This is a genomic window from Neisseria sp. HMSC070H10 (assembly GCF_001837635.1).
GTDB classification, from domain to species: Bacteria; Pseudomonadota; Gammaproteobacteria; order Burkholderiales; family Neisseriaceae; genus Neisseria; species Neisseria subflava_A.
Genome location: NZ_KV833385.1, coordinates 167,025 through 190,354, shown reverse-complemented (window position 1 = coordinate 190,354; position 23,330 = coordinate 167,025). Strand labels below are relative to the sequence as shown.

Below are 23,330 nucleotides of genomic sequence, written 5' to 3'. Positions count from 1 at the left end.
TTTGAATTACGGCTTCTCGAAGCAGTATCGCTTATTAAAAACGGATGATTTTTCATCCGTTTTTGCGTTGAAAAACCGACGCAGCCGCGATTTGCTGCAAGTCTCCCAGTCCGCAGACAACACGCTCGGCCATCCGCGCCTTGGTTTGGTCGTCAGCAAAAAGACCGCCAAACGCGCCCATGACCGCAATTACATGAAGCGCGTCATCCGCGACTGGTTCAGGCTGAATCAACACCAACTGCCGCCGCATGATTTTGTTGTGCGCGTGCGTCAGGCGTTTAATCGGGAAACCGCCCCTGAAGCCCGAGACCAACTTGCCCAGCTGATGAAAAAACGCCGATGAATACCCTGCTTTCCAAGCTCTTCCTTGCACTCATCCGCTTTTACCAATACTGCATCAGCCCCCTCATTCCGCCGCGCTGCCGCTATACCCCGACCTGTTCACAATACGCAGTCGAAGCCGTCAAAAAATACGGCGCATTCAAAGGCGGATGGCTGGCAATCAAACGCATCGCACGATGCCATCCTTTCGGCGGACACGGCCATGACCCTGTTCCATAATGCTGCTGTCAACCATTTAAAGAACACGATTTCCTTTAATTTCCCGTCGGTTTCTATATAATGCCGTCTGAAGCAGTTTTCATCTCGATTACCTATCCGTCAATTCCAGGAATCTCTTATGGATTTTAAAAGACTAATGGCGTTTTTTGCCATTTCAGTGGCAATCTTTGCCGGCTGGGAACATTTTTTCCCCAGCCCCAAACCTAATCCGGCGCCACAAGCCGCGCAACAGCAAACGGCCGCAGCTCCGGCAAAAGCCGCTGCCGAAACCGTGCTTGCCCCGGCCTCCTCTATTACCGTTACCACAGACACGATTAAAGCCGTCATCGATGAGAAAAGCGGCGACCTGCGCCAGCTGACCCTCTTGCAATACAAAGCAACCGGCGACGAACACAAACCATTCGTCCTGTTTAACGACGGCAAAGAATACACCTACGTTGCCCAATCCGAGCTTTTGGACGCACAAGGCAACAACGTTCTGAAAGGCATCAGCTTTACCGCTCCGCAAAAACAATACAGTTTGGAAGGCGACAAAGTTGAAGTCCGCCTGAGCGCACCTGAAACCAACGGCCTGAAAATCGACAAAGTTTATACTTTTACCAAAGGCAGCTACTTGGTTAACGTCCGCTTTGACATTACCAACAGCAACGGCCAACCCGTCAACCTGAGCGCAGACTACCGCATCGTTCGCGACCACAGCGAACCTGAAGGCCAAGGCTACTTCACTCGCTCTTACGTCGGCCCGGTGGTTTACACCCCTGAAGGCGGCTTCCAAAAAGTCAGCTTCTCTGATTTGGACGACGATGCCAAATCCGGCAAATCCGAAGCCGAATACATCCGCAAAACCCCGACCGGCTGGCTCGGCATGATTGAACACCACTTCATGTCCACTTGGATTTTGCAGCCTAAAGACGGCCAAAGCGTTTGCACCGCAGGCGACTGCCGTATCGACATCAAACGTCGCAACGACAACCTGTACAGCGCAAGCGTCAGCGTGCCTTTAGCCGCCATCCAAGCCGGTGCGAAAGCTGAAACCGCCATCAACCTGTATGCCGGTCCGCAAACCACTTCCGTTATCGCCAATATCGCCGACAAACTGCAACTGGCCAAAGACTACGGCAAAGTACACTGGTTCGCCTCCCCGCTCTTCTGGCTCTTGAACCAACTGCACAACATCATCGGCAACTGGGGCTGGGCAATCATCGTTTTGACCATCATTGTCAAAGCCGTACTGTATCCATTGACCAACGCCTCTTACCGCTCTATGGCAAAAATGCGTGCCGCCGCACCTAAATTGCAAGCCATCAAAGAGAAATACGGCGATGACCGCATGGCGCAGCAACAAGCCATGATGCAACTTTACAAAGACGAGAAAATCAATCCGCTGGGCGGCTGTCTGCCTATGCTGTTGCAAATCCCCGTCTTCATCGGTCTGTACTGGGCATTGTTCGCCTCCGTAGAATTGCGCCAAGCGCCTTGGTTGGGTTGGATTACCGACTTGAGCCGTCCGGATCCTTTCTACATCCTGCCTTTGATTATGGCGGTAACCATGTTTGCACAAACTTATCTGAATCCGCCGTCAACCGACCCTATGCAGGCGAAAATGATGAAAGTCATGCCTTTGATTTTCTCCATCATGTTCTTCTTCTTCCCTGCCGGCTTGGTTCTGTACTGGGTAGTCAACAACCTCTTGACCATCGCCCAACAATGGCACATCAACCGCAGCATCGAAAAACAACGTGCCCAAGGTGAAGTTATTTCTTGATAAAGGCTTAGGCAACACAAAGGCCGTCTGTTGTTCAGACGGCCTTTTTTTATTTCCTCAAACAAATACAGTTTGAAATTGAATCCAATCCAGTTTTAAGCGGCATGCAACACAAAAATCGTCGGGCGCTTTTTCAAATTCGGCATTTCTTTTCTTTTTCGCCACTGCGCAATCGTCTGACTGATGATTTCCTGTGTCGACAAGGTCAAGTCCGTAGCCACGCACAAGCGCGTTTCGGGATGCAGGTTTTCCACCGCATCAGCCAACAACGCATCGTTGCGATACGGCGTTTCGATAAACAGCTGCGTTTCATTCTGCTGGCGCGAACGTTGCTCCAAAGCCTTCAAACTCTGAATCCGCTCATTTTTTTCAGACGGCAGATAACCCTTAAATGCAAAGTTCTGCCCATTCGCACCCGAAGCCATCAGCGCCAGCAACAAACTGGACGGGCCGACCAAAGGCCGTACTTCAAAACCGTGTTTATGCGCCAACGCCACCAAATTCGCGCCTGGATCAGCAACAGCCGGGCAACCCGCCTCACTGACAATGCCCATACTGCGTCCCTCTTGCAAAGGCTTCAGCAATTCCGGCAAAGTCTTCAAATCCGTGTGTTCATTCAGCGTTTGCAAATTCAGCTCGCGGATAGGCGTAGTCACGCCCAAATGTTTCAAATGCGCGCGCGCTGTTTTTTCCGCTTCCACGACAAAATCCGTCAGCCCGACAATCGCCTGTTGTTCATGCGGCAACAGGCATGGCGTATCAGGCGCACCCAAAGGGGTAGGAATCAAATACAAAATCGGTTTCATTCTTGCAACTCCAAAAAATCTCAGGCCGTCTGAACACATTCAGACGGCCTCAAACTATAAAACTTCCACACCTTCGTTTTTCAAAAAATCAATCAGACGGAAAATCGGAAGGCCGATCAAAGCATTCGGGTCCGTACTTTCAATCCGCTCCAACAAAGCAGCGCCCAAACCCTCGCTCTTCGCCGCACCGGCACAATAAACCGCATCCGGCTCTCGTTCCAAATATCGGCTGATTTGCGCCTGCGTCAACTGTCGCATGGCAACCACCGTATGATCGACATGATGCTGAACCTTGCCCGTAGCAGTATTCAAAAGCACGATTGCACTGTAAAATTCAATCCGTTTTCCGCTTAAGTCCGCCAGCATCTGTTGTGCATTTGCGACGTTCATCGGTTTACCCAACTGCCGTCCTTCGCACCATGCGACTTGGTCTGCGCCGATAATCAGCGCGGCAGGGAAAGTTGCCGCCAATGAACGGGCTTTGCCTTCCGCTAAACGCAGCGCCGTCTCGCCTGCATGCTCGCCCTCAATAGGCGTTTCGTCAAAATCAGGCGATGCCGTCTGAAAATCGATACCCAAACGGCGAAGCTGTCCACAGCGGAAAACCGAACTCGACCCTAAAACCAAAGGCAGTTTTACTTCCATATTTTTACTTAAAAACATTGACGTTAGACTGCTGAAATTATATCATACTCCGTTTATGTCATACCCTAATTTGATTGACCCAGAAGTTTTCGCCGCCGAAGGGCAGAATCTGCAAGGCAGCTTCCTGCTCGAAGAATTGGATGAACGAGTCAGTTCGCACGATTATCCGGCCGACAAACAGACACGCGTGTCGTTTACGCTGCAAGGCGGTCGTGACCGGCTGCACCGTCTGTTTCTCGATTTAAACGTCAAAGCCGACATGCCCCTGATTTGCCAGCGTTGCATTACGCCCATGCCGTTTCTACTCGATGAAACCAGCCGTATCGTCCTGTTTGCCGATGAAGAGAGTTTGGACGAAGCCATGCTTGCCGATGAAGAATTGGAAGGCATGCTGCTCGAAAAAGAGCTTGACGTGCGGACTCTGGTTGAAGACCAAATCCTGATGTCGCTCCCTTTCTCCCCTCGACACGAAGACTGCGGCAACAATGGAACACTGGACGAAGTCAATCGGGACAAACCAAACCCCTTCGCTGTTTTAGCAGGTTTGAAAAGCAGTTAATTAGGACACAGTTTATTTATCTAGGAGCTTGAAATGGCCGTTCAACAAAACAAAAAATCCCCTTCTAAACGCGGTATGCACCGTTCACACGACGCTCTGACTGCGCCTTCTCTGTCTGTTGACAGCGCAACCGGCGAAGTACATCGTCCACACCACATTTCTCCAAACGGTATGTACCGTGGCCGTAAAGTGGTAAAAGCTAAAGGCGAATAATCCGTTCGTCTGACTGAAAAAGCCAGAATATTGCCATGCAATGACTGGCTTTTTTGCATTGCACCCTGTATTTTCCTCTTCGGAAGCACACCATGAAACGTAAAATCTGGTACACCTACGACGACATCCACCGCGTAATCAAAGGATTGGCGGAAAAAATCCAAAACTCCGGCACCAAATACGATGCCATGATTGCCATTGGCGGCGGCGGTTTTATCCCTGCCCGCATGTTGCGCTGCTTCTTGGAAATTCCGATTTACGCCGTCACCACAGCCTACTACGACAGCGATAACGAAGGTCAAGTGACCGAGGAAGTAAAAAAAGTCCAATGGCTCGATCCCGTTCCCGATGTACTGAAAGGCAAAAACGTACTGGTCGTCGACGAGGTGGACGACAGCCGCGTTACCATGGAATTCTGCCTGAACGAATTGTTGAAAGAAGATTTCGGCACCGTCGGCGTGGCAGTATTGCATGAAAAAATCAAAGCCAAAGTCGGCAAAATTCCTGAAGGTATCCCTTATTTCAGCGGCATCACCGTTGAAGACTGGTGGATCAACTATCCTTGGGACGCGCTGGACATTGACGAACACAACAAATTGGCCGCGCAAAACCAATAAATCTGGCACGACTGTCGCAACAAGCCTTTTCATCTGATTTTCAATTCAATCTCCTGAAAATCAGATGAGCGTGCTTGTCCGATTGTCTGAGGCCGTCTGAAACACACAAACCGGAGAACAACATGATTACACTGGCCGTAGATGCCATGGGCGGAGATGCAGGCCTTGCGATTACCGTCCCCGGTGCAGTGGATTTCCTGAAACAGCAATCCGACGTACATCTGATTATGGTCGGAGATGAAGCAGCAGTCCGCCAAGCATTAAGCTCTGCTGGTGCGCCTATGGACCGCATTACCGTCAGCCATGCAGCGCAAGTCGTCGAAATGGATGAAGCGCCGCAATCCGCGCTGAAAAACAAAAAAGAATCATCCATGCGCATCGCCATCAACCAAGTCAAAGAAGGCAATGCGCAAGCCGCCGTATCGGCAGGCAATACCGGCGCACTGATGGCGACCGCCCGATTCGTCCTCAAAACCATTCCCGGCATTGAGCGCCCTGCTATCGCCAAATTCCTGCCTTCCGACAGCGAACACGTTACTCTAGCTTTGGATTTGGGAGCTAACGTCGACTGTACGCCCGAACAACTGGTTCAATTTGCCATCATCGGCAGCGAGCTGGTACACGCGTTACACCCTGAAAAAGGCAGCCCGCGCGTCGCCCTTTTGAACGTCGGCACAGAAGACATCAAAGGTACGGATGCCGTCAAACAAACCTTTAAACTGTTGAGCAGCAGCAAACTCAACTTTATCGGCAATATCGAAAGCAACAGCGTTTTGTATGGCGAAGCCGATGTCATTGTCGCTGACGGGTTTGTCGGCAACGTTATGCTCAAAACCATCGAAGGCGCGGTTAAATTCATGAGCGGCGCCATCCGACGCGAATTCCAAAGCACCCTGTTCAACAAACTTGCCGCTATTGCCGCCCTGCCCGCACTCAAAGGTCTGAAAGGCAAATTGGATCCGCGCAAATTTAACGGCGCTATTCTGCTTGGTTTACGCGGTATTGTGATTAAGAGCCACGGCGGAACCGACGAAGTCGGCTTCCGTTATGCTTTGGAAGAAGCCTACCACGAAGCCAAATCTGCCGGCCTCGCTCAAATCGAACAAGGCGTAGCCACCCAGTTGGCTGCTTTGGAAGCCGCCAAAGCAGCAGCCGAACTGGAAGAAACCGCTACTCCAACAACGGAAGCTTAAGGCTGATATATACAGGCCGTCTGAAACTTCACAATGTTCAGACGGCCTGTTTTTATCTTTAATCACCGACTTCATTCTTAATATTGGGAATTTTCCCATTTTCGCTTACAATACCCGACTATCTGAATCAACTCTCTAAAAAGGCCGTTCTCATGCAATATGCCAAAATTTCCGGTACAGGCAGCTACCTTCCTGCCAACCGCGTCAGCAATGACGACCTTGCCAAAAAAGTGGACACTTCCGACGAGTGGATTACCACGCGTACAGGTATCAAATTTCGCCATATTGCAGACGACAGCGAAAAAACCAGCGATTTGGCCGCCGAGTCAGCGCGCCGCGCCTTGGCAGATGCCGGTTTGCAGGCTGACGATATCGATCTGATTATCGTCGCCACAGCCACTCCCGATATGCAGTTCCCTTCTACGGCAACCATCGTGCAGCAAAAATTGGGTATTGCCAACGGCTGCCCTGCCTTTGACGTACAAGCTGTGTGCGCCGGTTTTATGTATGCCCTGACCACTGCCAATGCCTACATCAAAAGCGGCATGGCGAAAAACGCTTTGGTCATCGGCGCGGAAACCTTCAGCCGCATCGTCGATTGGAACGACCGCACCACCTGCGTCCTCTTTGGTGACGGTGCGGGCGCGGTTGTCTTAAGCGCATCTGACGAACCGGGCATCATCCACGGCAAACTCAAAGCCGATGGCAACTATCTCAACCTTTTGAACGTCCCCGGACAAATCGCCAACGGCCAGATTTGCGGTTCGCCCTACATCAGCATGGACGGCCCCGGCGTATTCAAGTTTGCCGTCAAAATGCTGTCCAAAATCGCAGATGACGTTATCGAAGAAGCCGGTTATACCACCGATCAAATCGATTGGCTTGTGCCGCACCAAGCCAATAAGCGCATTATCGACTCTACCGCCAAACACTTGGGCTTGAGCATGGACAAAGTGATCTTGACCGTCCAAGACCACGGCAATACTTCCGCCGCCTCCATTCCGCTGGCACTGGATGTCGGTATTAAAAACGGCCAAATCAAACGCGGACAAAATCTCTTGCTCGAAGGCATCGGCGGCGGTTTTGCCTGGGGTGCGGTCTTAGTAAAATACTAACGGTTGGGCCGTCTGAACATCCCTTTCAGACGGCCTATTCTGCTCAAACCCATGAAATCCCTAACGTTTGCACTCTGCATCAGCAGTCTGTTTTTAAGCATAACAGCTGCGATATTGCCCAAACTGGCAATCGCCTATCTCGCACTGAGTGCATACGTTTTCCTGCTTTACTACCAAGACAAACAGCGCGCACGCAAGCACGGCAGGCGCATACCCGAAGCAAAATTGCACCTGCTCAACCTGCTTGGTGGCTGGCCGGGCGGTTATTGCGGCAGCCTCATATTCCGGCATAAAACCAGCAAACCCGGATTTGTCCGCACCTTCCGGCTGACCACCGCAACCAATACTGTCGCCACCCTCCTTCTGCTGGCAGACACCCTCAAACATTCAAACCAATAAGGAATTACCATGTCTTTCGCATTCTTCTTCCCCGGACAAGGCTCACAAAGCCTAGGCATGATGAACGGCTTTGCCGAGCAAGCCATCGTTAAAGCCACATTTGACGAAGCTTCCGCCGTATTGGGTCAAGACCTGTGGGCAATGATTAACGGCGAAGATGCCGAATTAATCGGACAAACCGTCAACACCCAGCCCATCATGCTGGCTGCCGGCATTGCCACCTACCGCGCCTACTTAAAAGCCGGCGGCAAAACCCCTTCCGTCGTTGCAGGCCACAGCCTCGGCGAATACACTGCCCTCGTCGCTGCCGGCGCATTGGATTTTGCAGATGCAGTCAAACTGGTCCGCCTGCGTGCCGAACTCATGCAATCCGCCGTACCGCAAGGCGTAGGCGCAATGGCCGCTATTTTGGGTTTGGAAGACGAACAAGTCAAAGCCATTTGCGCCGAAGCCGCACAAGGCGAAGTCGTTGAAGCCGTCAACTTCAACTCCCCGGGCCAAGTCGTGATTGCCGGCAATACCGCCGCAGTCGAACGCGCCATGGCCGCTGCCAAAGAAGCCGGAGCCAAACGCGCCCTGCCGCTGCCCGTTTCCGTTCCCTCACATTGCAGCCTCATGAAGCCCGCAGCGGAAAAACTTGCCGAAGCATTGAAAGACATCACCATCAAACAACCGCAAATCCGCGTCATCCATAACGCCGATGTTGCTTCTTATGATGATGCCGACAAAATCAAAGACGCCCTAGTACGCCAACTGTACAGCCCAGTGCGCTGGACAGAAACCGTCAACGCGCTTGTTTCCGAAGGCATCACCGAATCCGCCGAATGCGGCCCCGGCAAAGTCCTCGCAGGCCTCGCCAAACGCATCAACAAAGAAGCCGTATGCAGCGCATTGACCAATGCCGATCAAGTGGCTGCATTTATCGAAGCCCATTAAAACGTTTTCAGACGGCCTTATCCTGTCAGGCAAGGCCGTCTGAAAAATCAGCTCCACTCCAATCCGAATACATTATGAAAAAAACCATTATTCTTGCCGTTCCCTACATGTACGGACTGGATCAATGTATCGAAAAAAATCTGCGTTTTCTTGGTTTTGAGGTCATCAACCTGTGCTATGACGACCGGGATTCCTATTACCCGAACTTGGGCAGCAGACTCAAAAACCTCTATCACAAACACATCTCCAAAGACGGCAACTATAAAAAATACCTCAAATACAGTCGCCACCTCGACGACATTCAGCAAAAATTGGCCTTGCTAAACGGCAAAAAAGCCGATTATGCGCTCTGTATCCGCGCCAATATTTACCCCAAAGAAATTATCGCCACCATCCGCGAACACAGCAATGTTTGCGTGAATTATCAATGGGATGGCGTAGGCCGCTTCCCAGACATCATTGAATATTTGGATTATTTTGATCAATGCTGGGTTTTCGACCCCGACGATATTCAAAAATATCCGCAATGCCGTTTCAAAGCCACCACCAATTTTTACTTTGACTTTCCCGTGGCTGAATATGCACCCACTAACAAACTCTACTTTTTAGGCGGCTACGAACTTAGACGCGAAGAGCAAACCAAACGCTTTATCCAAGAAACCGAACGCCTCAGCCTACCCTTGGATTTTCATATCTACTGCAAAGACGACAGGGCTGAAAAAGCCTTCGGACACAACGGCATCCGCTATCTTGACCGCAGCAGCATCCTCAGCTTTGAAGAAAACCTCAGCCAAGTGCAAAGTTGCGGTGCAGTCGTCGATTTTGCACAATTCGAACATTACGGCTTATCATTCCGTATCTTTGATGCGTTGCGTTTCGATAAAAAACTGATTACCACCAACAAACATATCTTGGAAACCGACCTATACCACCCAGACCGCGTGTTCGTATGGGACGGCGGTAATTTAGACGCATTGCCTGAATTTTTGGCACGTCCGTATCAGCAACCTGCCCCTGAAATCAAAGCCTATTATTCGTTTACACAATGGCTAAACCGCCTGCTCGGCATTGATTAACTCTATTGCCTATGGCAAATATACCTGCCTGACAAAATATTATATTGAATACATTATGAGTAAGAAAAAAGTCATTCTCGCCATGCCGGAACTCTTCAAAATCCACGAACTCATTATTGAGAACTTGGAGAAATGCGGATTTGAAGTGCTGTCCCTGACCTATGAAGAAAAAGAGTTCAAATACAAAAATGTATTTCAACGGCTGAAAAAAATCTGGTATCGAAATATTCTTGGACAAAAAGACTTCAAAAAACGGACCATGTTCCGCGCCGTAGAAGAACGCCTCAATTCCCTGTTAAGCGAACATCCCGAACAAGCGGATTATTGCTTCATGATTTGGCTGGGTGCCTATCCGAAAGACTTCATCGCCAAGCTCAGAGCGCATTCAAAATTAATGGTGTATTACAACTGGGAAGCCCTGACCTTCTTAAAAGAAGACTTCGACAACATCGAATTTTTCGACAAATTTTACTTTTTCGATCCGTTTGACCAAGGCAAACATCCCGAATACACCGAAAAACTCTTTCCAACCACCAGCTTCTACTTTGACAGCTTCAGGCCGTCTGAAAACCCGCAAAACAAAATCTTGTTTATCGGTTCGTACGCTGCCGACCGCAACAATGACATCCGTGCATTTTGCGAAGCTGCGCGTTCAATCGGTTTAGAAATAGATTTTCGCTTGGCCAGTAAGAAAATCGAAGAAGAAAAAGCGGCTTTAGGCATTCCCGAAGTCGAATTCTTCTCATTTGAAAACGCCCTCTCCTATCGTCAAAACTTAGAAGAAGCGGCCAAATCCTCTGTATTGGTAGATTTCCTCAACCGCAAGCACTACGGCCTCTCTTTGCGGATTTTCGAAGCGATTGGATTGGACAAAAAACTGATTACAACCAATCCGACCATCGTACATTACGATTTTTATCACCCGAACAATATGTTCTACTGGGACGGAAGCAACCTTGAAGAACTCAAAGCCTTCCTGACCTTGCCGTACGTACCGCTTGCCCCCGGCCTAAAACACAAATACAGCTTCAGCAACTGGATCAGCTGCGCATTTGATATTGAACCGAATATCCCTATCGGATTACCTGAAATCGATAGAGAAGTTGTGGAGAATTTAAATGTTTAACCGAGAAAAATTAGTATTAGAAACCGTTCATATCCGCAAACGAGAATTCATTGAACAACCGAAACATATTGTTTATGCAGCCGATCAAAACTATATCAAACACATCGGCACTGCGTTACTTTCTGTATTGCAAAACAATACCAGCTCAATACATTTTCATTTGTTAGTTAGTGGTTCAGAAGGTTATGATTTTAATATTTTCAATCAAATTGAAACATCAAATCAAAACTACGCAATAAGCGTTTACCATTTAAATACAGAATACTTTTCTACCCTGCAAACTACTCATTATTTTACTATCGCTATGTATTACCGTATGAGTATCCCTTGCTTATTAAAAGGTATTGCTCATACTGCACTTTATTTAGATACTGATGTACTGTGCTTGGGTAACATTGATGATTTATTTGAAATCGACATTTCAAATTCTTTGATTGCCGCCGTACCTGATGCAATCTTATACAGAGCATATATAAAACAACTCAATCAATTTGGTTTTACAGATACTGAGCCTTATTTCAACTCTGGGGTCATTCTATTCAATATTGACAAATGGAATGATATGGCAATAGATAAAATTTTGTCTGAAAAAATGCAAGCCGTAGAAAAACAGAATTTTAAACTCTCCTGTCCAGACCAAGATATTTTGAATTTAGCCTGTATAGGTCATGTACACTGGCTTTCAGAAAACTTTAACTGGATACATTGGCATCAAAAATACAGTGAATTAATCGACAATCCCAACAATATCCGCTTAGTCCATTTTGTTGGTCATATCAAACCGTGGCATCAATTAGGCTTCCACCCTGCATATGATCAATATTTTAAGAATTCCCCATGGAATAACGGATATCTAGAACAACCTCTATCAACTTGGTTGCCCTTTCCAAATCCTAAAAGGAAATTTAGACAAGCAGCCAAACGGCTTTGGAAACAAGGACAAAAAAAGCAAGCATGGGCATACTACAAAGAATATTTATTACGCAGAATCAACAAACGACGGTATCAAGCACCCTCCCTAGGTAAATAAGGCCGTCTGAAACCATTTTTCCAATCGCAATTAAGGAATAAAACATGAGTACACAAGATTTAAGCGGCAAAATCGCTTTGGTAACCGGCGCATCGCGCGGTATTGGTGCGGCGATTGCCGATACTTTGGCTGCGGCCGGTGCAAAAGTTATCGGCACTGCCACCAGTGAGAGTGGCGCGGTTGCAATCGGCGAACGCTTGGCACAATGGGGCGGCGAAGGCCGTGCATTGAATTCTGCCGAACCTGAAACCATCGAAAACCTGATTGCCGACATCGAAAAAGAATTCGGCAAACTGGATATTCTGGTCAACAACGCCGGCATTACCCGCGACAACCTCCTGATGCGCATGAAAGAGGAAGAGTGGGACGACATCATGCAGGTTAACCTCAAATCTGTGTTCCGCGCCTCCAAAGCCGTATTGCGCGGCATGATGAAACAGCGTGCCGGCCGCATCATCAACATCACATCCGTTGTCGGCGTGATGGGCAATGCCGGCCAAACCAACTATGCGGCCGCAAAAGCAGGCTTAATCGGCTTCTCCAAATCTATGGCGCGTGAAGTCGGCAGCCGCGGCATTACCGTCAACTGCGTCGCCCCCGGCTTTATCGACACCGATATGACCCGCGCCCTGCCGGAAGAAACCCGCAAAACCTTTGAAGCGCAAACTTCTTTGGGCAAATTCGGTGAAGCGCAAGATATTGCCGATGCAGTCTTGTTCTTGGCTTCTGATCAGGCAAAATACATTACCGGTCAGACACTTCATGTCAACGGCGGCATGTTGATGCCTTAAACCGTTTGTTTATTTAAAGGCCGTCTGAATATTTCAGACGGCCCTTTTTGTCAATCAAAACACTACTTTACATTCTATCTTGATATAATCTTAATAATCCGTTAGATAACGCTCGAAACAGTAAGTCCAAATAAGCATGATACGGGAAATCAAATCGCAGAAATGAAGTTCATTCTGTGCGTTTTTATTTGGGTTTGCTGTCGGTTTTCGACGTGTTTCAGACGGCCTATATAACAATAGCTACTTTTAACGAAAGGCCGCCCACTCTATGCACGAATTCTCCCTCGGTCCCATTGTCATTGTCCTGTTGGTTTCCGTCATTACGGTTATCTGCTGTCGCAAGTTCAACATTCCTTCCATGCTCGGTTATCTTTTGGTCGGTTTTATTGCCGGTCCGGGTATGTTCAAACTGATTCCGCAAAGCCACGCCACCGACTATTTGGGCGAAATCGGCATTGTGTTCTTGATGTTCAGCATCGGTCTCGAATTCTCCCTGCCCAAACTCAAAGCCATGCGCCGCCTCGTATTCGGCTTGGGCGGTTTGCAAGTCATCATTACCATGCTCTCGATTATGGGCATTTTGATGGCAATGGGCACGCCGTTTAACTGGGCGTTTGCCACTGCGGGCGCACTGACCATGTCGTCCACCGCCATCGTCAGCCGCATTCTGTCGGAGAAAACCGAGCTGGGTCAGCCACATGGTCAAATGGCCATGGGTGTTTTGCTGATGCAAGATATTGCCGTGGTACCGCTGATGATTCTGATTCCGGCACTTGCAGGCGGCAGCGAAGGCAACTTGTGGGTAGAGCTGGGCTTGGCCGGTTTGAAAATGTTGCTGACCTTGGGCATTTTATTCGTTGTCGGCAGCCGTGTGATGTCGCGCTGGTTCAGACTGGTTGCCAAACGCAAATCGTCCGAACTCTTTATGATCAACGTTTTGCTGGTTACTTTGGGTGTGGCCTATCTGACAGAGCTTGAAGGCCTGTCTATGGCATTGGGCGCATTCGTTGCCGGTATGCTGCTTTCCGAAACCGAATACCGTATTCAGGTGGAAGACGACATCCGTCCATTCCGCGATATCCTGCTTGGCTTCTTCTTCATTACCGTCGGTATGAAGCTGGATATTCAGGCGCTGATCGGCAACTGGCAGCAAATCCTGATTTTGTTGGCAATCCTATTGGCCTTGAAAGCACTGGTCGTCTTCATCATCGCTTTGCGCATGAAAAACCCTACGAGCGACAGCCTCAAGAGTGCGCTTTATTTGGCACAAGGCGGCGAGTTCGGCTTCGTGATGCTGGCCATTTCCAGCAAAATCAATATGGTTTCGCCCGAATTGGAACAAGCAGCCACTGCAGCCGTCTTGCTCTCCATGATTGCCGCACCATTCATTTTGGGCAGCAGCGATGCCATCGTCAGCCGCTTTGTCAAATCCGACTGGGACATGAAAGCTTTGGACTTGCACTCCATGTTGGTGGAAACCATGAGCAAATCCGAACACGTCCTGATTATCGGTTTCGGACGCGGTGGTCAATCGGTTGCCCGTGTATTGGCGCAAGAAGGCATCCCCTACTTTGCCCTTGACTTGGACATTGCCCGCGTACAAGTGGCACGCAATGCAGGCGAGCCGGTTTCCTTTGGCGATGCCAAACGTCGCGAAGTCTTGGAAGCCGCCGGCTTGGGGCGCGCCAAAATGGTGGTCATCACGCTGAACAATATGCACGAGACCCAACATGTTCTCGGCAACATCATGTCCATGCATCCGAGCATGCCAGTTTATGTTCGCGCCACCAATGACGATTACGTTAAAACCTTTACCGAAATGGGTGCGGAAGAAACCGTCTCCGATACCAAAGAAACCAGCCTGGTGCTGGCAAGCTATGCCATGTTGGGTCACGGTCTCTCTTATAACCATGTTTATCAAACCATAACCCACATCCGTCACAGCCGCTATGCATCTTTGCAAGACTTGTTTGTCGGCAGTGATGATGACAGTTTCTCCGACGAAGACAGCAAGGCCGTCTGCCGCCATGCCTTCCCATTGCAAGGCGAGGCACACGCCATCGGCAAAACCATCCGTGAATTGCCATTGGCAGCGCATTATCTGAAACTATTGTTTATCCGCCGCAATACCGGAAAAATCCAAGACCTTGACCCTGATTTCGTTCTGGAAGCCGGCGATATTTTGGTTGTTGCAGGCAAGCAGGAAGAAATTATTTCCTTTGAAAACTGGTGCTTGCAGGGAGATATCTAATAATCGGCAAATAAATCTTGCGCGTATCAGGATTTTTTGGTTTAATAGCGTCTTCGCAATTTTGTGCATGGGTGATTAGCTCAGTTGGTAGAGCGTCTGCCTTACAAGCAGAATGTCGGCGGTTCGACTCCGTCATCACCCACCAAGTTTCCTTTCATTGTCTTTGACAGTGGATGCGCGGTGGTAGCTCAGTTGGTTAGAGTACCGGCCTGTCACGCCGGGGGTCGCGGGTTCGAGCCCCGTCCGCCGCGCCATTATTTAGAAATGCTGATTCCTCAGTATCTCCCTTTTTCGGGTGATTAGCTCAGTTGGTAGAGCGTCTGCCTTACAAGCAGAATGTCGGCGGTTCGACTCCGTCATCACCCACCACTTTCCTTTTCATTGTCCCTGACAATGGATGCGCGGTGGTAGCTCAGTTGGTTAGAGTACCGGCCTGTCACGCCGGGGGTCGCGGGTTCGAGCCCCGTCCACCGCGCCATTATTTAAAAAGCACTGATTATATCAGTGCTTTTTTATTTTTCTTAAAGACACTATTAAGCTGCGAAAATAGAAACAGGTAAGTAACAGGGTATTGAAATACTGTTTAACCTTAAATTCTGATGATTGAAAAAAGGCCGTCTGAAACTTTTAAAGTTTCAGACGGCCTTTAGTCTATTGAAACAATAGATTAAATATCCAATTCTGCCGTATCGCCTTCTTTTTCCATCCATGCGCGGCGGGCTGCGGCTTCGCCTTTACCCATCAGTTTGACGAAAATATCGCGTGTTTCGTCATCTGCGCCTTCTGGGATTTGTACCTGCAACAGGCGGCGGGTGTCGGGGTGCATGGTGGTATCTTTGAGCTGGTCGGGGTTCATCTCGCCCAAGCCTTTGAAACGGCTGATGGAATAAGCAGTTTCTTTAACGCCTTCTTTTTGCAGTCGCTCCAAAATGCTGTCGAGTTCGTTTTGGTCGAGTGCGTAGAATTTGCGGGCAGGTCTGCTTTTGCCTTGTGCGTTGACATCAACGCGGAACAGCGGTGGCTGGGCGACGTAGATGTGTCCGTCGGCGACCAGTTTGGGGAAGTGGCGGTAGAACAGGGTCAACAGCAAGACCTGAATATGCGAACCGTCTACGTCGGCATCGGACAGGATGGCGATTTTGCCGTAGCGCAGGCCGCTTAAGTCGGGATTGTCGTTGATGCCGTGCGGATCAACGCCGATGGCAACGGAAATATCATGGATTTCAGCGTTACCGAAGAGTTGGTCGGGGTGGACTTCAAAGCTATTAAGCACTTTGCCGCGCAGGGGCAAGATGGCCTGCGTGGCTTTGTCGCGGGCAAGTTTGGCTGAGCCGCCGGCGGAATCGCCTTCGACAAGGAAGAGTTCGTTTTCGCGGATGTCTTCACTTTCGCAGTCGGTCAGTTTGCCGGGTAAGACAGCGACGCCGCTGCCTTTTTTCTTTTCAATCTTTTTAACCGAACGCATCCGCGCTTGTGCCTGACGGATGGCGAGTTCGGCGATTTTTTTGCCGTAGTCCACGTTTTGGTTTAGCCACAATTCCAAAGGGTCGCCCGATACAGTGGCAACGAGTTTCAGCGCATCGCGGTTGGTCAGCTTGTCTTTGGTTTGACCTTGGAACTGAGGGTCGAGGACGCGGGCAGAGAGGACGAAGGCGGTTTTACTGAACACGTCGTCGCTTTGTACTTTTACGCCGCGTGGTAAAAGGTTGTGTAGATTGATGAAGTTGTTGACGGCGTTGAACACGGCTTGTTTTAAGCCTGCTTCATGCGTCCCGCCTAATGGGGTGGGGATGAGGTTGACATAGCTTTCGTTGGCGCATGAGCCTTCTTCCAGCCAAGTCAGGGCAAATGCTGCACCTTCGCCAATGCTGAAATCGCCGTTGTGGCCGTCTGAAATGTAGTTTTCGCAGGAGAAGATAGGTACGGCTTCCTGAGCGTCGGCAATCAGGTCGGTCAGATAGCTTTTCAGGCCGTCTGGATAGTGCCAAGTTTGGGTATGCGCTTCGTCTTCGCCTTTGACCGGACGAGTCAGGGAAACGCGTACGCCCGGCAGTAATACGGCTTTGGCGCGTAGCAGGCGTTCGAGTTCGGGAATACTGTAATTCGGGCTTTCAAAATATTTGCCGTCCGGCCACACGCGCACTTCGGTACCGCTGTCTTTGACGGCGCATTTGCCCACTTCAGTCAATGGCTCAATGACGTCGCCACCGGAAAAGACGATGCGGTGGACTTTGCCTTCACGTTTGACCGTTACTTCAAGGCGGGTGGAAAGGGCGTTGGTAACAGATACGCCGACGCCGTGCAGACCGCCTGAAAAGGCATACGCGCTGCCGCCGTCTTTTTTGTTGAACTTGCCGCCTGCGTGCAGACGGGTGAATACGAGTTCGACTACGGGTACGCCTTCTTCAGGGTGCAGGCCGACGGGAATGCCGCGGCCGTTATCACGGACGGAAAGCGAACCGTCTTCATGAATTTGCACATCGATTTCAGTCGCGAAACCGCCCAATGCCTCATCCGCCGCGTTATCAATCACTTCCTGACAGATATGGGTCGGGCTGTCGGTACGAGTGTACATGCCGGGACGTTCTTTGACCGGCTCCAAGCCTTTGAGGACGGTAATGCTGGATTCGCTGTATTGATTGTTTTTAGCCATAGGAATAATGTAAAGGCCGTCTGAAAGGATGAAAAACAACGCTTTCAGACGGCCTGAAAGCGTTTGGGTTATAGGTTTTCTATTGGATTGCGACGGATAAAGTCTTCATAGCTTTCTATACCGCGCAAGAAACGGGAGAGTTCGGTCAATGCGTCCAAATACACGCCGCGCTTGAAATCGATGACTTCGTCAACCGGCGCCCAGTATTGGTGCCAGCGCCAGCCGTCAAACTCAGGATGGTGGCAGGCGCGGAGGTTGACGTCGCTGTCGCGGCCGACCAAACGCAAAAGATACCAAATTTGTTTTTGTCCGCGATACGAACCGCGCCATTCGCGCCGCACCCAGTGGCTGGGCACGTCATAACGCAACCAGTCGCGCGTACGGCCAACGATTTTGATGTGTTGCGGCAACAGGCCGACTTCTTCGTACAATTCGCGGTACATGGCGGTCTCAGGACTTTCGCCCGGCTTGATGCCGCCTTGCGGAAACTGCCATGAATGTTCGCGTACGCGTTTGCCCCAAAAGACTTCGTTACGTTCGTTAATCAGGATAATACCGACATTGGGGCGATAGCCTTCTCTGTCTAACACGGGGTCGCCCTTCATTAAATTCAATCGTGCAATTTTCCCACAAATTGGGCGGTTTTGACAAATCTTGAGGCCGTCTGAATAAGCCCACAGTTTTTTCCAGACGGCATGAAACTGTTTCTGAAAAAATGTTGTTTATGAATAAAACCATAGCTTCAGGCCGTCTGAAAAATGAAATTTTTTTCTGCTTTAAGGTCTTGCATTCAAAAGCTTTTTGCCGTTTAATGCAAACCTTGCTGAATCAAGGGCAAAGGACACATGCCGGCCGCCCCCACAGTTTCCCTTTTGTAAGTGGCATCCGCCACCGCTGCAATATTTTTACCCCCCGAACAAAAGGTCTGAAACCATGAAAAAATCTTTGATGGCGGCGGCAATCTTGAGCCTCGTCTTGACTGCGTGTAGCGGTGGAAAAGAAACCGCCGCAGAATCTTCCGCATCTCAAACTCAAACTTCTTCCTCTCAAACGGATAAACTCAATATCTACAACTGGTCGGATTATGTCGATCCGGCCACGCTGTCTGCGTTTGAAAAAAATACGAATATCAATGTCCGCTACGATTACTACGACAGCAATGAAGCGCTGGAAGCCAAGCTGCTGACCGGCAAGTCGGGTTATGACTTGGTTGCGCCGTCTATTGCCAATGTCGGCCGTCAGATTAAAGCCGGCGCGTATCAAAAAATCGACAAATCGCAAATCCCCGATTACGCCAACATCGATCCCGATTTGTTGAAAATGATGGAAGCCGTCGATCCAGGCAACGAATATGCCGTCCCTTATTTCTGGGGCATCAATACGCTGGCGATTAACAAACAGCAGGTTCAAAAGGCTTTGGGTACGGACAAACTGCCTGAAAACGAATGGGATTTGGTGTTCAATCCTGAATACACCCAAAAACTGAAATCCTGCGGCATCAGCTATTTCGACAGCGCCATCGAGCAAGTTCCTTTGGCTTTGCATTATTTGGGCAAAGATCCGAACAGCGAAAACCCTGATGACATCAAAGCAGCTGTCGATATGATGAAAAAAGTGCGCCCCGATATCAAACGCTTTACCTCATCCGGCTATATCGACGATATGGCTGCCGGTAATCTTTGCGTATCGGTAGGCTACGGCGGCGACCTCAATATTGCCAAAACCCGTGCCAAAGAAGCAGGAAACGGCGTCGAAGTCGAAGTATTGGCGCCGAAAAGCGGTGTCGGTATTTGGGTGGATTCGTTGATGATTCCGCGTGATGCGCAAAATGTGGCCAATGCACACAAATACATCAATCACACGCTCAATCCAGAAACAGCGGCCAAAAACGGCAACTATGTGACTTATGCTCCGGCCAGCCGTCCGGCGCGTGATTTGATGGATGAAAAATACACCTCTGACGAATCGATTTTCCCAAGTAAAGAATTGATGGAAAAAAGCTTCATCGTCTCTCCCAAGTCAACCGATGCGAGCAAACTCAGCGTTCGCCTATGGCAGGCTTTGAAAGCAGGACGATAATTAAAATTGAAATTTGAATACTCAGGCCGTCTGAAACAGTTTTTCAGACGGCCTGAGTGTTATAATTGTCAACACTTTTCAAATATCCTATGAGGAGAAACAGCGTTATGAACAATTCAGTCATCACCGTCATCGGTAAAGACCGTGTGGGCATTGTGTACGACGTTTCCAAAATTTTAGCGGAAAACCAAATCAATATTCTCAACATCAGCCAACAGCTGATGGACGATTTTTTTACCATGATTATTTTGGTGGACACTTCAAAATGCACCAAATCGCGTCAAGAAGTTTTGGATTTGTTTGCGGAAGAGAGCAAAAAACTCGCGCTTGATATTCGTATGCAAAACGAAGAAATTTTCCAAGCCATGCACCGTATTTAAGTCGGAGGGAGAGCCATGAGTATTCAATCCGGCGAGATTTTAGAAACCGTCAAAATGGTGGCCGACCAGAATTTTGACGTGCGCACCATTACCATCGGCATTGATCTGCACGACTGTATCAGCAGCGATATCAATGTATTGAACCAAAACATTTACAACAAAATCACCACTGCCGGTAAGGACTTGGTAGCAACGGCAAAATATCTGTCTGCCAAATACGGCGTGCCGATTGTGAATCAGCGCATTTCCGTTACGCCGATTGCCCAAATCGCGGCGGCCACCCATGCCGATTCCTATGTCAGCGTGGCGCAAACTTTGGATAAGGCTGCCAAAGCCATCGGCGTGTCCTTTATCGGCGGCTTTTCTGCGCTGGTGCAAAAAGGCATGTCGCCTTCGGATGAGGTGTTGATCCGTTCCATTCCCGAAGCGATGAAAACCACCGATATCGTGTGCAGCTCCATCAATATCGGCAGCACGCGCGCCGGTATCAATATGGATGCGGTCAAGTTGGCAGGCGAAACCATCAAACGCACGGCTGAAATTACGCCCGAAGGTTTCGGCTGCGCCAAAATCGTCGTGTTCTGCAACGCGGTGGAAGACAACCCATTTATGGCGGGCGCGTTTCACGGTTCGGGCGAAGCGGATGCCGTTATCAATGTCGGCGTATCCGGCCCGGGTGTCGTAAAAGCCGCATTGGAAAATTCAGATGCAACGACATTGACCGAAGTTGCGGAAGTCGTGAAGAAAACCGCTTTCAAAATTACCCGCGTGGGCGAACTTATCGGCCGCGAAGCCTCAAAAATGTTGAATATCCCGTTTGGTATTCTCGATTTGTCGCTGGCACCGACCCCCGCTGTTGGCGACTCGGTGGCGCGCATCCTTGAAGAAATGGGCTTGAGCGTCTGCGGTACGCACGGCACGACGGCTGCCTTGGCATTGCTGAACGATGCCGTGAAAAAGGGCGGCATGATGGCTTCCAGCGCGGTCGGCGGTTTGAGCGGCGCGTTTATCCCCGTTTCCGAAGATGAAGGCATGATTGCCGCCGCCGAAGCAGGCGTGCTGACGCTGGACAAACTCGAAGCGATGACCGCTGTCTGCTCCGTTGGTTTGGATATGATTGCCGTACCCGGCGATACGCCTGCTCATACCATTTCCGGTATCATCGCTGACGAAGCCGCCATCGGCATGATCAACAGCAAAACCACTGCCGTGCGCATTATTCCGGTAACCGGAAAAACCGTCGGCGACAGCGTCGAGTTCGGCGGCCTGTTAGGCTACGCGCCTGTAATGCCGGTCAAAGAAGGCTCATGCGAAGTGTTCGTCAACCGAGGCGGTAGAATCCCGGCTCCGGTTCAATCGATGAAAAACTGATTGGATTGATAAATAAAAGGCCGTCTGAAATTGATTTTCAGACGGCCTTTTTGTGTTTGCAGGCTGATTATTTGAACATATTTTTAATAATGCCCATTACGCTGCGGGAAATGGCGTTGGTCACTTGACGGTTGATTTGGCTGCCGATGGCGTCGGCAACGTTGTAGCCCAAACCTTGGCCGGATTTTTTACGTCCGCCGCTCAAACCGCCGATTAGTCCGCCGAGGATGCCGGGATCGGCATTGGTGGCTTCTTTTTCTGCGGCTTTTTGTGCTTTTTCCTGCTCTTTGGCGGCATTTGCGGCTTCTTTTTCCGCGGCTGCTTGGCTGTCTGCTTCGGCTAAGGCTTCAAAAGCGGAGTAGTTGTCCACCATGTCTTTATAGGTCGGATACAAATCGTCGTTTTGGAACAAACGGTTGCGCTCTTCTGCGGCAAGCGGGGTTAAGGAAGATTGCGGCGGCAGGATGAGGGCGCGTTCTACCGGCTCGGGCATACCTTTTTCATCAAGGAAGGAAACAAGGGCTTCGCCGACGCCGAGTTCGGCAATCGCTTCGGCAACTTTGATGTTTGGGTTGCTACGGAAGGTTTCGGCAGCGGCTTTGACTGCTTTTTGGTCGCGCGGTGTAAAGGCACGTAGGGCGTGTTGTACGCGGTTACCCAGTTGGCCGAGAATGGTATCGGGTAAGTCAAGCGGGTTTTGGGTAACGAAATATACGCCCACGCCTTTGGAACGGATCAGGCGCACAACTTGTTCGATTTGTTCGACCAGCGCATTGGCGGCATTGTCGAACATCAAATGCGCTTCGTCGAAGAACATCACGAATTTTGGTTTGTCCAAATCGCCGACTTCGGGCAGGGTTTCAAACAATTCTGCCAGCATCCACAGCAAAAATGCGCTGTACATACGCGGCGAACGCATCAGTTTTTCGGAATTGAGGATGTTGATGATGCCTTTGCCGTTGTCGGTTTGCATCCAGTCTTGCAGGTTGAGGGAAGGTTCGCCGAAGAATTTTTCTGCGCCTTCGTTCTCCAGCGTCAAAAGCTGACGCTGAATCGCGCCGATACTGGCGGCGGAAACGTTGCCGTATTGCGTGCGGTATTCCGAAGCATGGTCGGAAACGTGTTTCAACATGCTGCGCAGGTCTTTCAAGTCCAGAATGTGCCAGCCTCTGTCGTCGGCAACTTTGAACACAAGGTTGAGCAGGCCTTCTTGCGTGTCGTTCAGATTCATCAGACGGGCCAAAAGCATAGGACCCATTTCCGAAACGGTTACGCGTACGGGAATACCGGTTTCGCCGTAAACATCCCAAAAGCGCACGGGGAAACTTTGCAGCCATTGTTCGCCCAAATCAAACTCGGCGATGCGTTCGCCCACTTTGCCGCTGTTGGCACCGGCTTGCGCGATGCCCGACAAATCGCCTTTGACATCGACTAAGAATACTGGGACGCCTTCGCTGCTGAAGGCTTCCGCCATACGGCGCAGGGTAACGGTTTTACCCGTACCGGTCGCACCGGCGATCAAGCCGTGGCGGTTGGCCATTTTGCCTTGGATTTCGAGCGTTTTCCCGTCGGCACGCGCAATTTGAAATGTAGTCATGATTATTCCTTAGAATCCGTGATGTGAAACAATGTGTTGTCTTAAAAAACAAGCATTTTAACGTTTGCAGCGGGGGGATTCAACCAAGCAAAGTTTCAGACGGCCTTAAGTTTTGCAAAGGTTTTTTTGCAGTGATTGGATAGGGTTGAAATCTGCTATAATTCCAT

At 49.8% G+C, this 23,330-nt stretch carries 23 protein-coding genes and 4 tRNA genes; 22 read left to right on the top strand and 5 right to left on the bottom strand.

Going from position 1 to position 23,330, the window contains the following annotated elements; all coding sequences use genetic code 11:
* Position 1 precedes the first annotated feature (1 nt).
* The 3 genes from rnpA to yidC all read left to right on the top strand — a co-directional run bounded on the left by rnpA (position 2) and on the right by yidC (position 2,326).
* Complete coding sequence (gene rnpA, locus HMPREF2606_RS09620; RefSeq protein WP_070713604.1) at positions 2–343, top strand: ribonuclease P protein component; 342 nt, start codon at positions 2–4, stop codon at positions 341–343.
* Positions 340–561, top strand: a complete 222-nt coding sequence (yidD, locus tag HMPREF2606_RS09615) for a membrane protein insertion efficiency factor YidD (protein ID WP_003684591.1) — start codon at positions 340–342, stop codon at positions 559–561. The genes rnpA and yidD overlap by 4 nt, the downstream gene beginning before the upstream one ends.
* A 118-nt stretch (positions 562–679) precedes the next feature.
* Positions 680–2,326, top strand: a complete 1,647-nt coding sequence (gene yidC, locus HMPREF2606_RS09610) for a membrane protein insertase YidC (protein ID WP_070713606.1) — start codon at positions 680–682, stop codon at positions 2,324–2,326.
* A gap of 95 nt (positions 2,327–2,421) precedes the next feature.
* Here yidC and HMPREF2606_RS09605 read toward each other — a convergent pair whose 3' ends face one another.
* Together HMPREF2606_RS09605 and HMPREF2606_RS09600 are read right to left on the bottom strand one after the other, a co-directional pair.
* On the bottom strand, positions 2,422–3,132 hold the full coding sequence (locus tag HMPREF2606_RS09605; protein WP_070713610.1) for an SAM-dependent methyltransferase: 711 nt from the start codon (positions 3,130–3,132) through the stop codon (positions 2,422–2,424).
* A 54-nt stretch (positions 3,133–3,186) separates the two neighbouring features.
* Positions 3,187–3,777: a Maf family protein gene (locus tag HMPREF2606_RS09600; RefSeq protein WP_070584844.1), complete on the bottom strand. Its 591-nt coding sequence runs from the start codon at positions 3,775–3,777 to the stop codon at positions 3,187–3,189.
* A 55-nt stretch (positions 3,778–3,832) separates the two neighbouring features.
* Here HMPREF2606_RS09600 and HMPREF2606_RS09595 point away from each other — a divergent pair, with 55 nt between their 5' ends.
* The 16 genes from HMPREF2606_RS09595 to HMPREF2606_RS09520 all read left to right on the top strand — a co-directional run bounded on the left by HMPREF2606_RS09595 (position 3,833) and on the right by HMPREF2606_RS09520 (position 15,561).
* Positions 3,833–4,336, top strand: coding sequence for a YceD family protein (locus HMPREF2606_RS09595; RefSeq protein WP_070713613.1), 504 nt, complete (start codon positions 3,833–3,835; stop codon positions 4,334–4,336).
* A gap of 33 nt (positions 4,337–4,369) precedes the next feature.
* Positions 4,370–4,549 (top strand): 50S ribosomal protein L32, encoded by a 180-nt coding sequence (rpmF, locus tag HMPREF2606_RS09590; protein WP_002240035.1) that lies wholly within the window; start codon positions 4,370–4,372, stop codon positions 4,547–4,549.
* Between the two features lie 92 nt (positions 4,550–4,641).
* Positions 4,642–5,166 carry a phosphoribosyltransferase gene (locus HMPREF2606_RS09585; protein WP_070460412.1) on the top strand — a complete coding sequence of 175 codons (525 nt, stop codon included), beginning with the start codon at positions 4,642–4,644 and terminating at the stop codon, positions 5,164–5,166.
* A gap of 122 nt (positions 5,167–5,288) precedes the next feature.
* The gene (gene plsX, locus HMPREF2606_RS09580; RefSeq protein ID WP_070713617.1) at positions 5,289–6,359 is read left to right on the top strand and encodes a phosphate acyltransferase PlsX; all 1,071 of its coding nucleotides are present in this window, start codon (positions 5,289–5,291) and stop codon (positions 6,357–6,359) included.
* Between the two features lie 152 nt (positions 6,360–6,511).
* Positions 6,512–7,474, top strand: a complete 963-nt coding sequence (locus HMPREF2606_RS09575; protein ID WP_070713620.1) for a beta-ketoacyl-ACP synthase III — start codon at positions 6,512–6,514, stop codon at positions 7,472–7,474.
* A gap of 51 nt (positions 7,475–7,525) precedes the next feature.
* Positions 7,526–7,873, top strand: coding sequence for a DUF1294 domain-containing protein (locus HMPREF2606_RS09570; protein WP_070843570.1), 348 nt, complete (start codon positions 7,526–7,528; stop codon positions 7,871–7,873).
* 9 nt (positions 7,874–7,882) lie between these two features.
* The gene (gene fabD, locus HMPREF2606_RS09565) at positions 7,883–8,809 is read left to right on the top strand and encodes an ACP S-malonyltransferase (RefSeq protein ID WP_070460419.1); all 927 of its coding nucleotides are present in this window, start codon (positions 7,883–7,885) and stop codon (positions 8,807–8,809) included.
* Positions 8,810–8,883: 74 nt separating this feature from the next.
* Entirely contained in the window at positions 8,884–9,885 is a 1,002-nt protein-coding gene (locus HMPREF2606_RS09560; protein ID WP_070460421.1) for a WaaS/CpsH family glycosyltransferase, read from the top strand.
* 55 nt (positions 9,886–9,940) lie between these two features.
* The gene (locus HMPREF2606_RS09555) at positions 9,941–11,011 is read left to right on the top strand and encodes a WaaS/CpsH family glycosyltransferase (protein ID WP_070843594.1); all 1,071 of its coding nucleotides are present in this window, start codon (positions 9,941–9,943) and stop codon (positions 11,009–11,011) included.
* Positions 11,004–12,041, top strand: a complete 1,038-nt coding sequence (locus tag HMPREF2606_RS09550; protein ID WP_070713634.1) for a glycosyltransferase family 8 protein — start codon at positions 11,004–11,006, stop codon at positions 12,039–12,041. Before HMPREF2606_RS09555 ends, HMPREF2606_RS09550 begins: the two co-directional genes overlap by 8 nt.
* Before the next feature lie 44 nt (positions 12,042–12,085).
* Entirely contained in the window at positions 12,086–12,832 is a 747-nt protein-coding gene (fabG, locus tag HMPREF2606_RS09545; protein WP_049336356.1) for a 3-oxoacyl-ACP reductase FabG, read from the top strand.
* A gap of 268 nt (positions 12,833–13,100) precedes the next feature.
* Entirely contained in the window at positions 13,101–15,083 is a 1,983-nt protein-coding gene (locus HMPREF2606_RS09540) for a monovalent cation:proton antiporter family protein (protein WP_070713635.1), read from the top strand.
* Positions 15,084–15,152: 69 nt separating this feature from the next.
* A tRNA-Val gene (locus tag HMPREF2606_RS09535) sits at positions 15,153–15,228 on the top strand.
* 32 nt (positions 15,229–15,260) lie between these two features.
* Positions 15,261–15,337: transfer RNA gene (locus HMPREF2606_RS09530), tRNA-Asp, on the top strand.
* A gap of 39 nt (positions 15,338–15,376) precedes the next feature.
* Positions 15,377–15,452 (top strand) — tRNA-Val (locus tag HMPREF2606_RS09525).
* A 32-nt stretch (positions 15,453–15,484) separates the two neighbouring features.
* Positions 15,485–15,561 (top strand) — tRNA-Asp (locus HMPREF2606_RS09520).
* 189 nt (positions 15,562–15,750) lie between these two features.
* On the opposite strand, the gene parE is transcribed toward HMPREF2606_RS09520, so the two are convergent.
* Complete coding sequence (gene parE / locus HMPREF2606_RS09515; RefSeq protein ID WP_070711976.1) at positions 15,751–17,736, bottom strand: DNA topoisomerase IV subunit B; 1,986 nt, start codon at positions 17,734–17,736, stop codon at positions 15,751–15,753.
* A 68-nt stretch (positions 17,737–17,804) separates the two neighbouring features.
* Positions 17,805–18,341 (bottom strand): RNA pyrophosphohydrolase, encoded by a 537-nt coding sequence (locus HMPREF2606_RS09510; protein WP_049336237.1) that lies wholly within the window; start codon positions 18,339–18,341, stop codon positions 17,805–17,807.
* 328 nt (positions 18,342–18,669) lie between these two features.
* Between HMPREF2606_RS09510 and HMPREF2606_RS09500 the strand changes: the two genes are divergently transcribed.
* The 3 genes from HMPREF2606_RS09500 (at position 18,670) to HMPREF2606_RS09490 (ending at position 21,566) form a co-directional block, all read left to right on the top strand.
* On the top strand, positions 18,670–19,815 hold the full coding sequence (locus tag HMPREF2606_RS09500; protein WP_070583354.1) for a polyamine ABC transporter substrate-binding protein: 1,146 nt from the start codon (positions 18,670–18,672) through the stop codon (positions 19,813–19,815).
* Positions 19,816–19,922: 107 nt separating this feature from the next.
* Complete coding sequence (locus HMPREF2606_RS09495; RefSeq protein ID WP_003680574.1) at positions 19,923–20,195, top strand: ACT domain-containing protein; 273 nt, start codon at positions 19,923–19,925, stop codon at positions 20,193–20,195.
* 15 nt (positions 20,196–20,210) lie between these two features.
* Positions 20,211–21,566 carry a PFL family protein gene (locus HMPREF2606_RS09490; RefSeq protein WP_070711977.1) on the top strand — a complete coding sequence of 452 codons (1,356 nt, stop codon included), beginning with the start codon at positions 20,211–20,213 and terminating at the stop codon, positions 21,564–21,566.
* 67 nt (positions 21,567–21,633) lie between these two features.
* Here HMPREF2606_RS09490 and HMPREF2606_RS09485 read toward each other — a convergent pair whose 3' ends face one another.
* Positions 21,634–23,163 (bottom strand): helicase HerA-like domain-containing protein, encoded by a 1,530-nt coding sequence (locus tag HMPREF2606_RS09485; RefSeq protein ID WP_070711978.1) that lies wholly within the window; start codon positions 23,161–23,163, stop codon positions 21,634–21,636.
* Between the last annotated feature and the right edge of the window lie 167 nt (positions 23,164–23,330).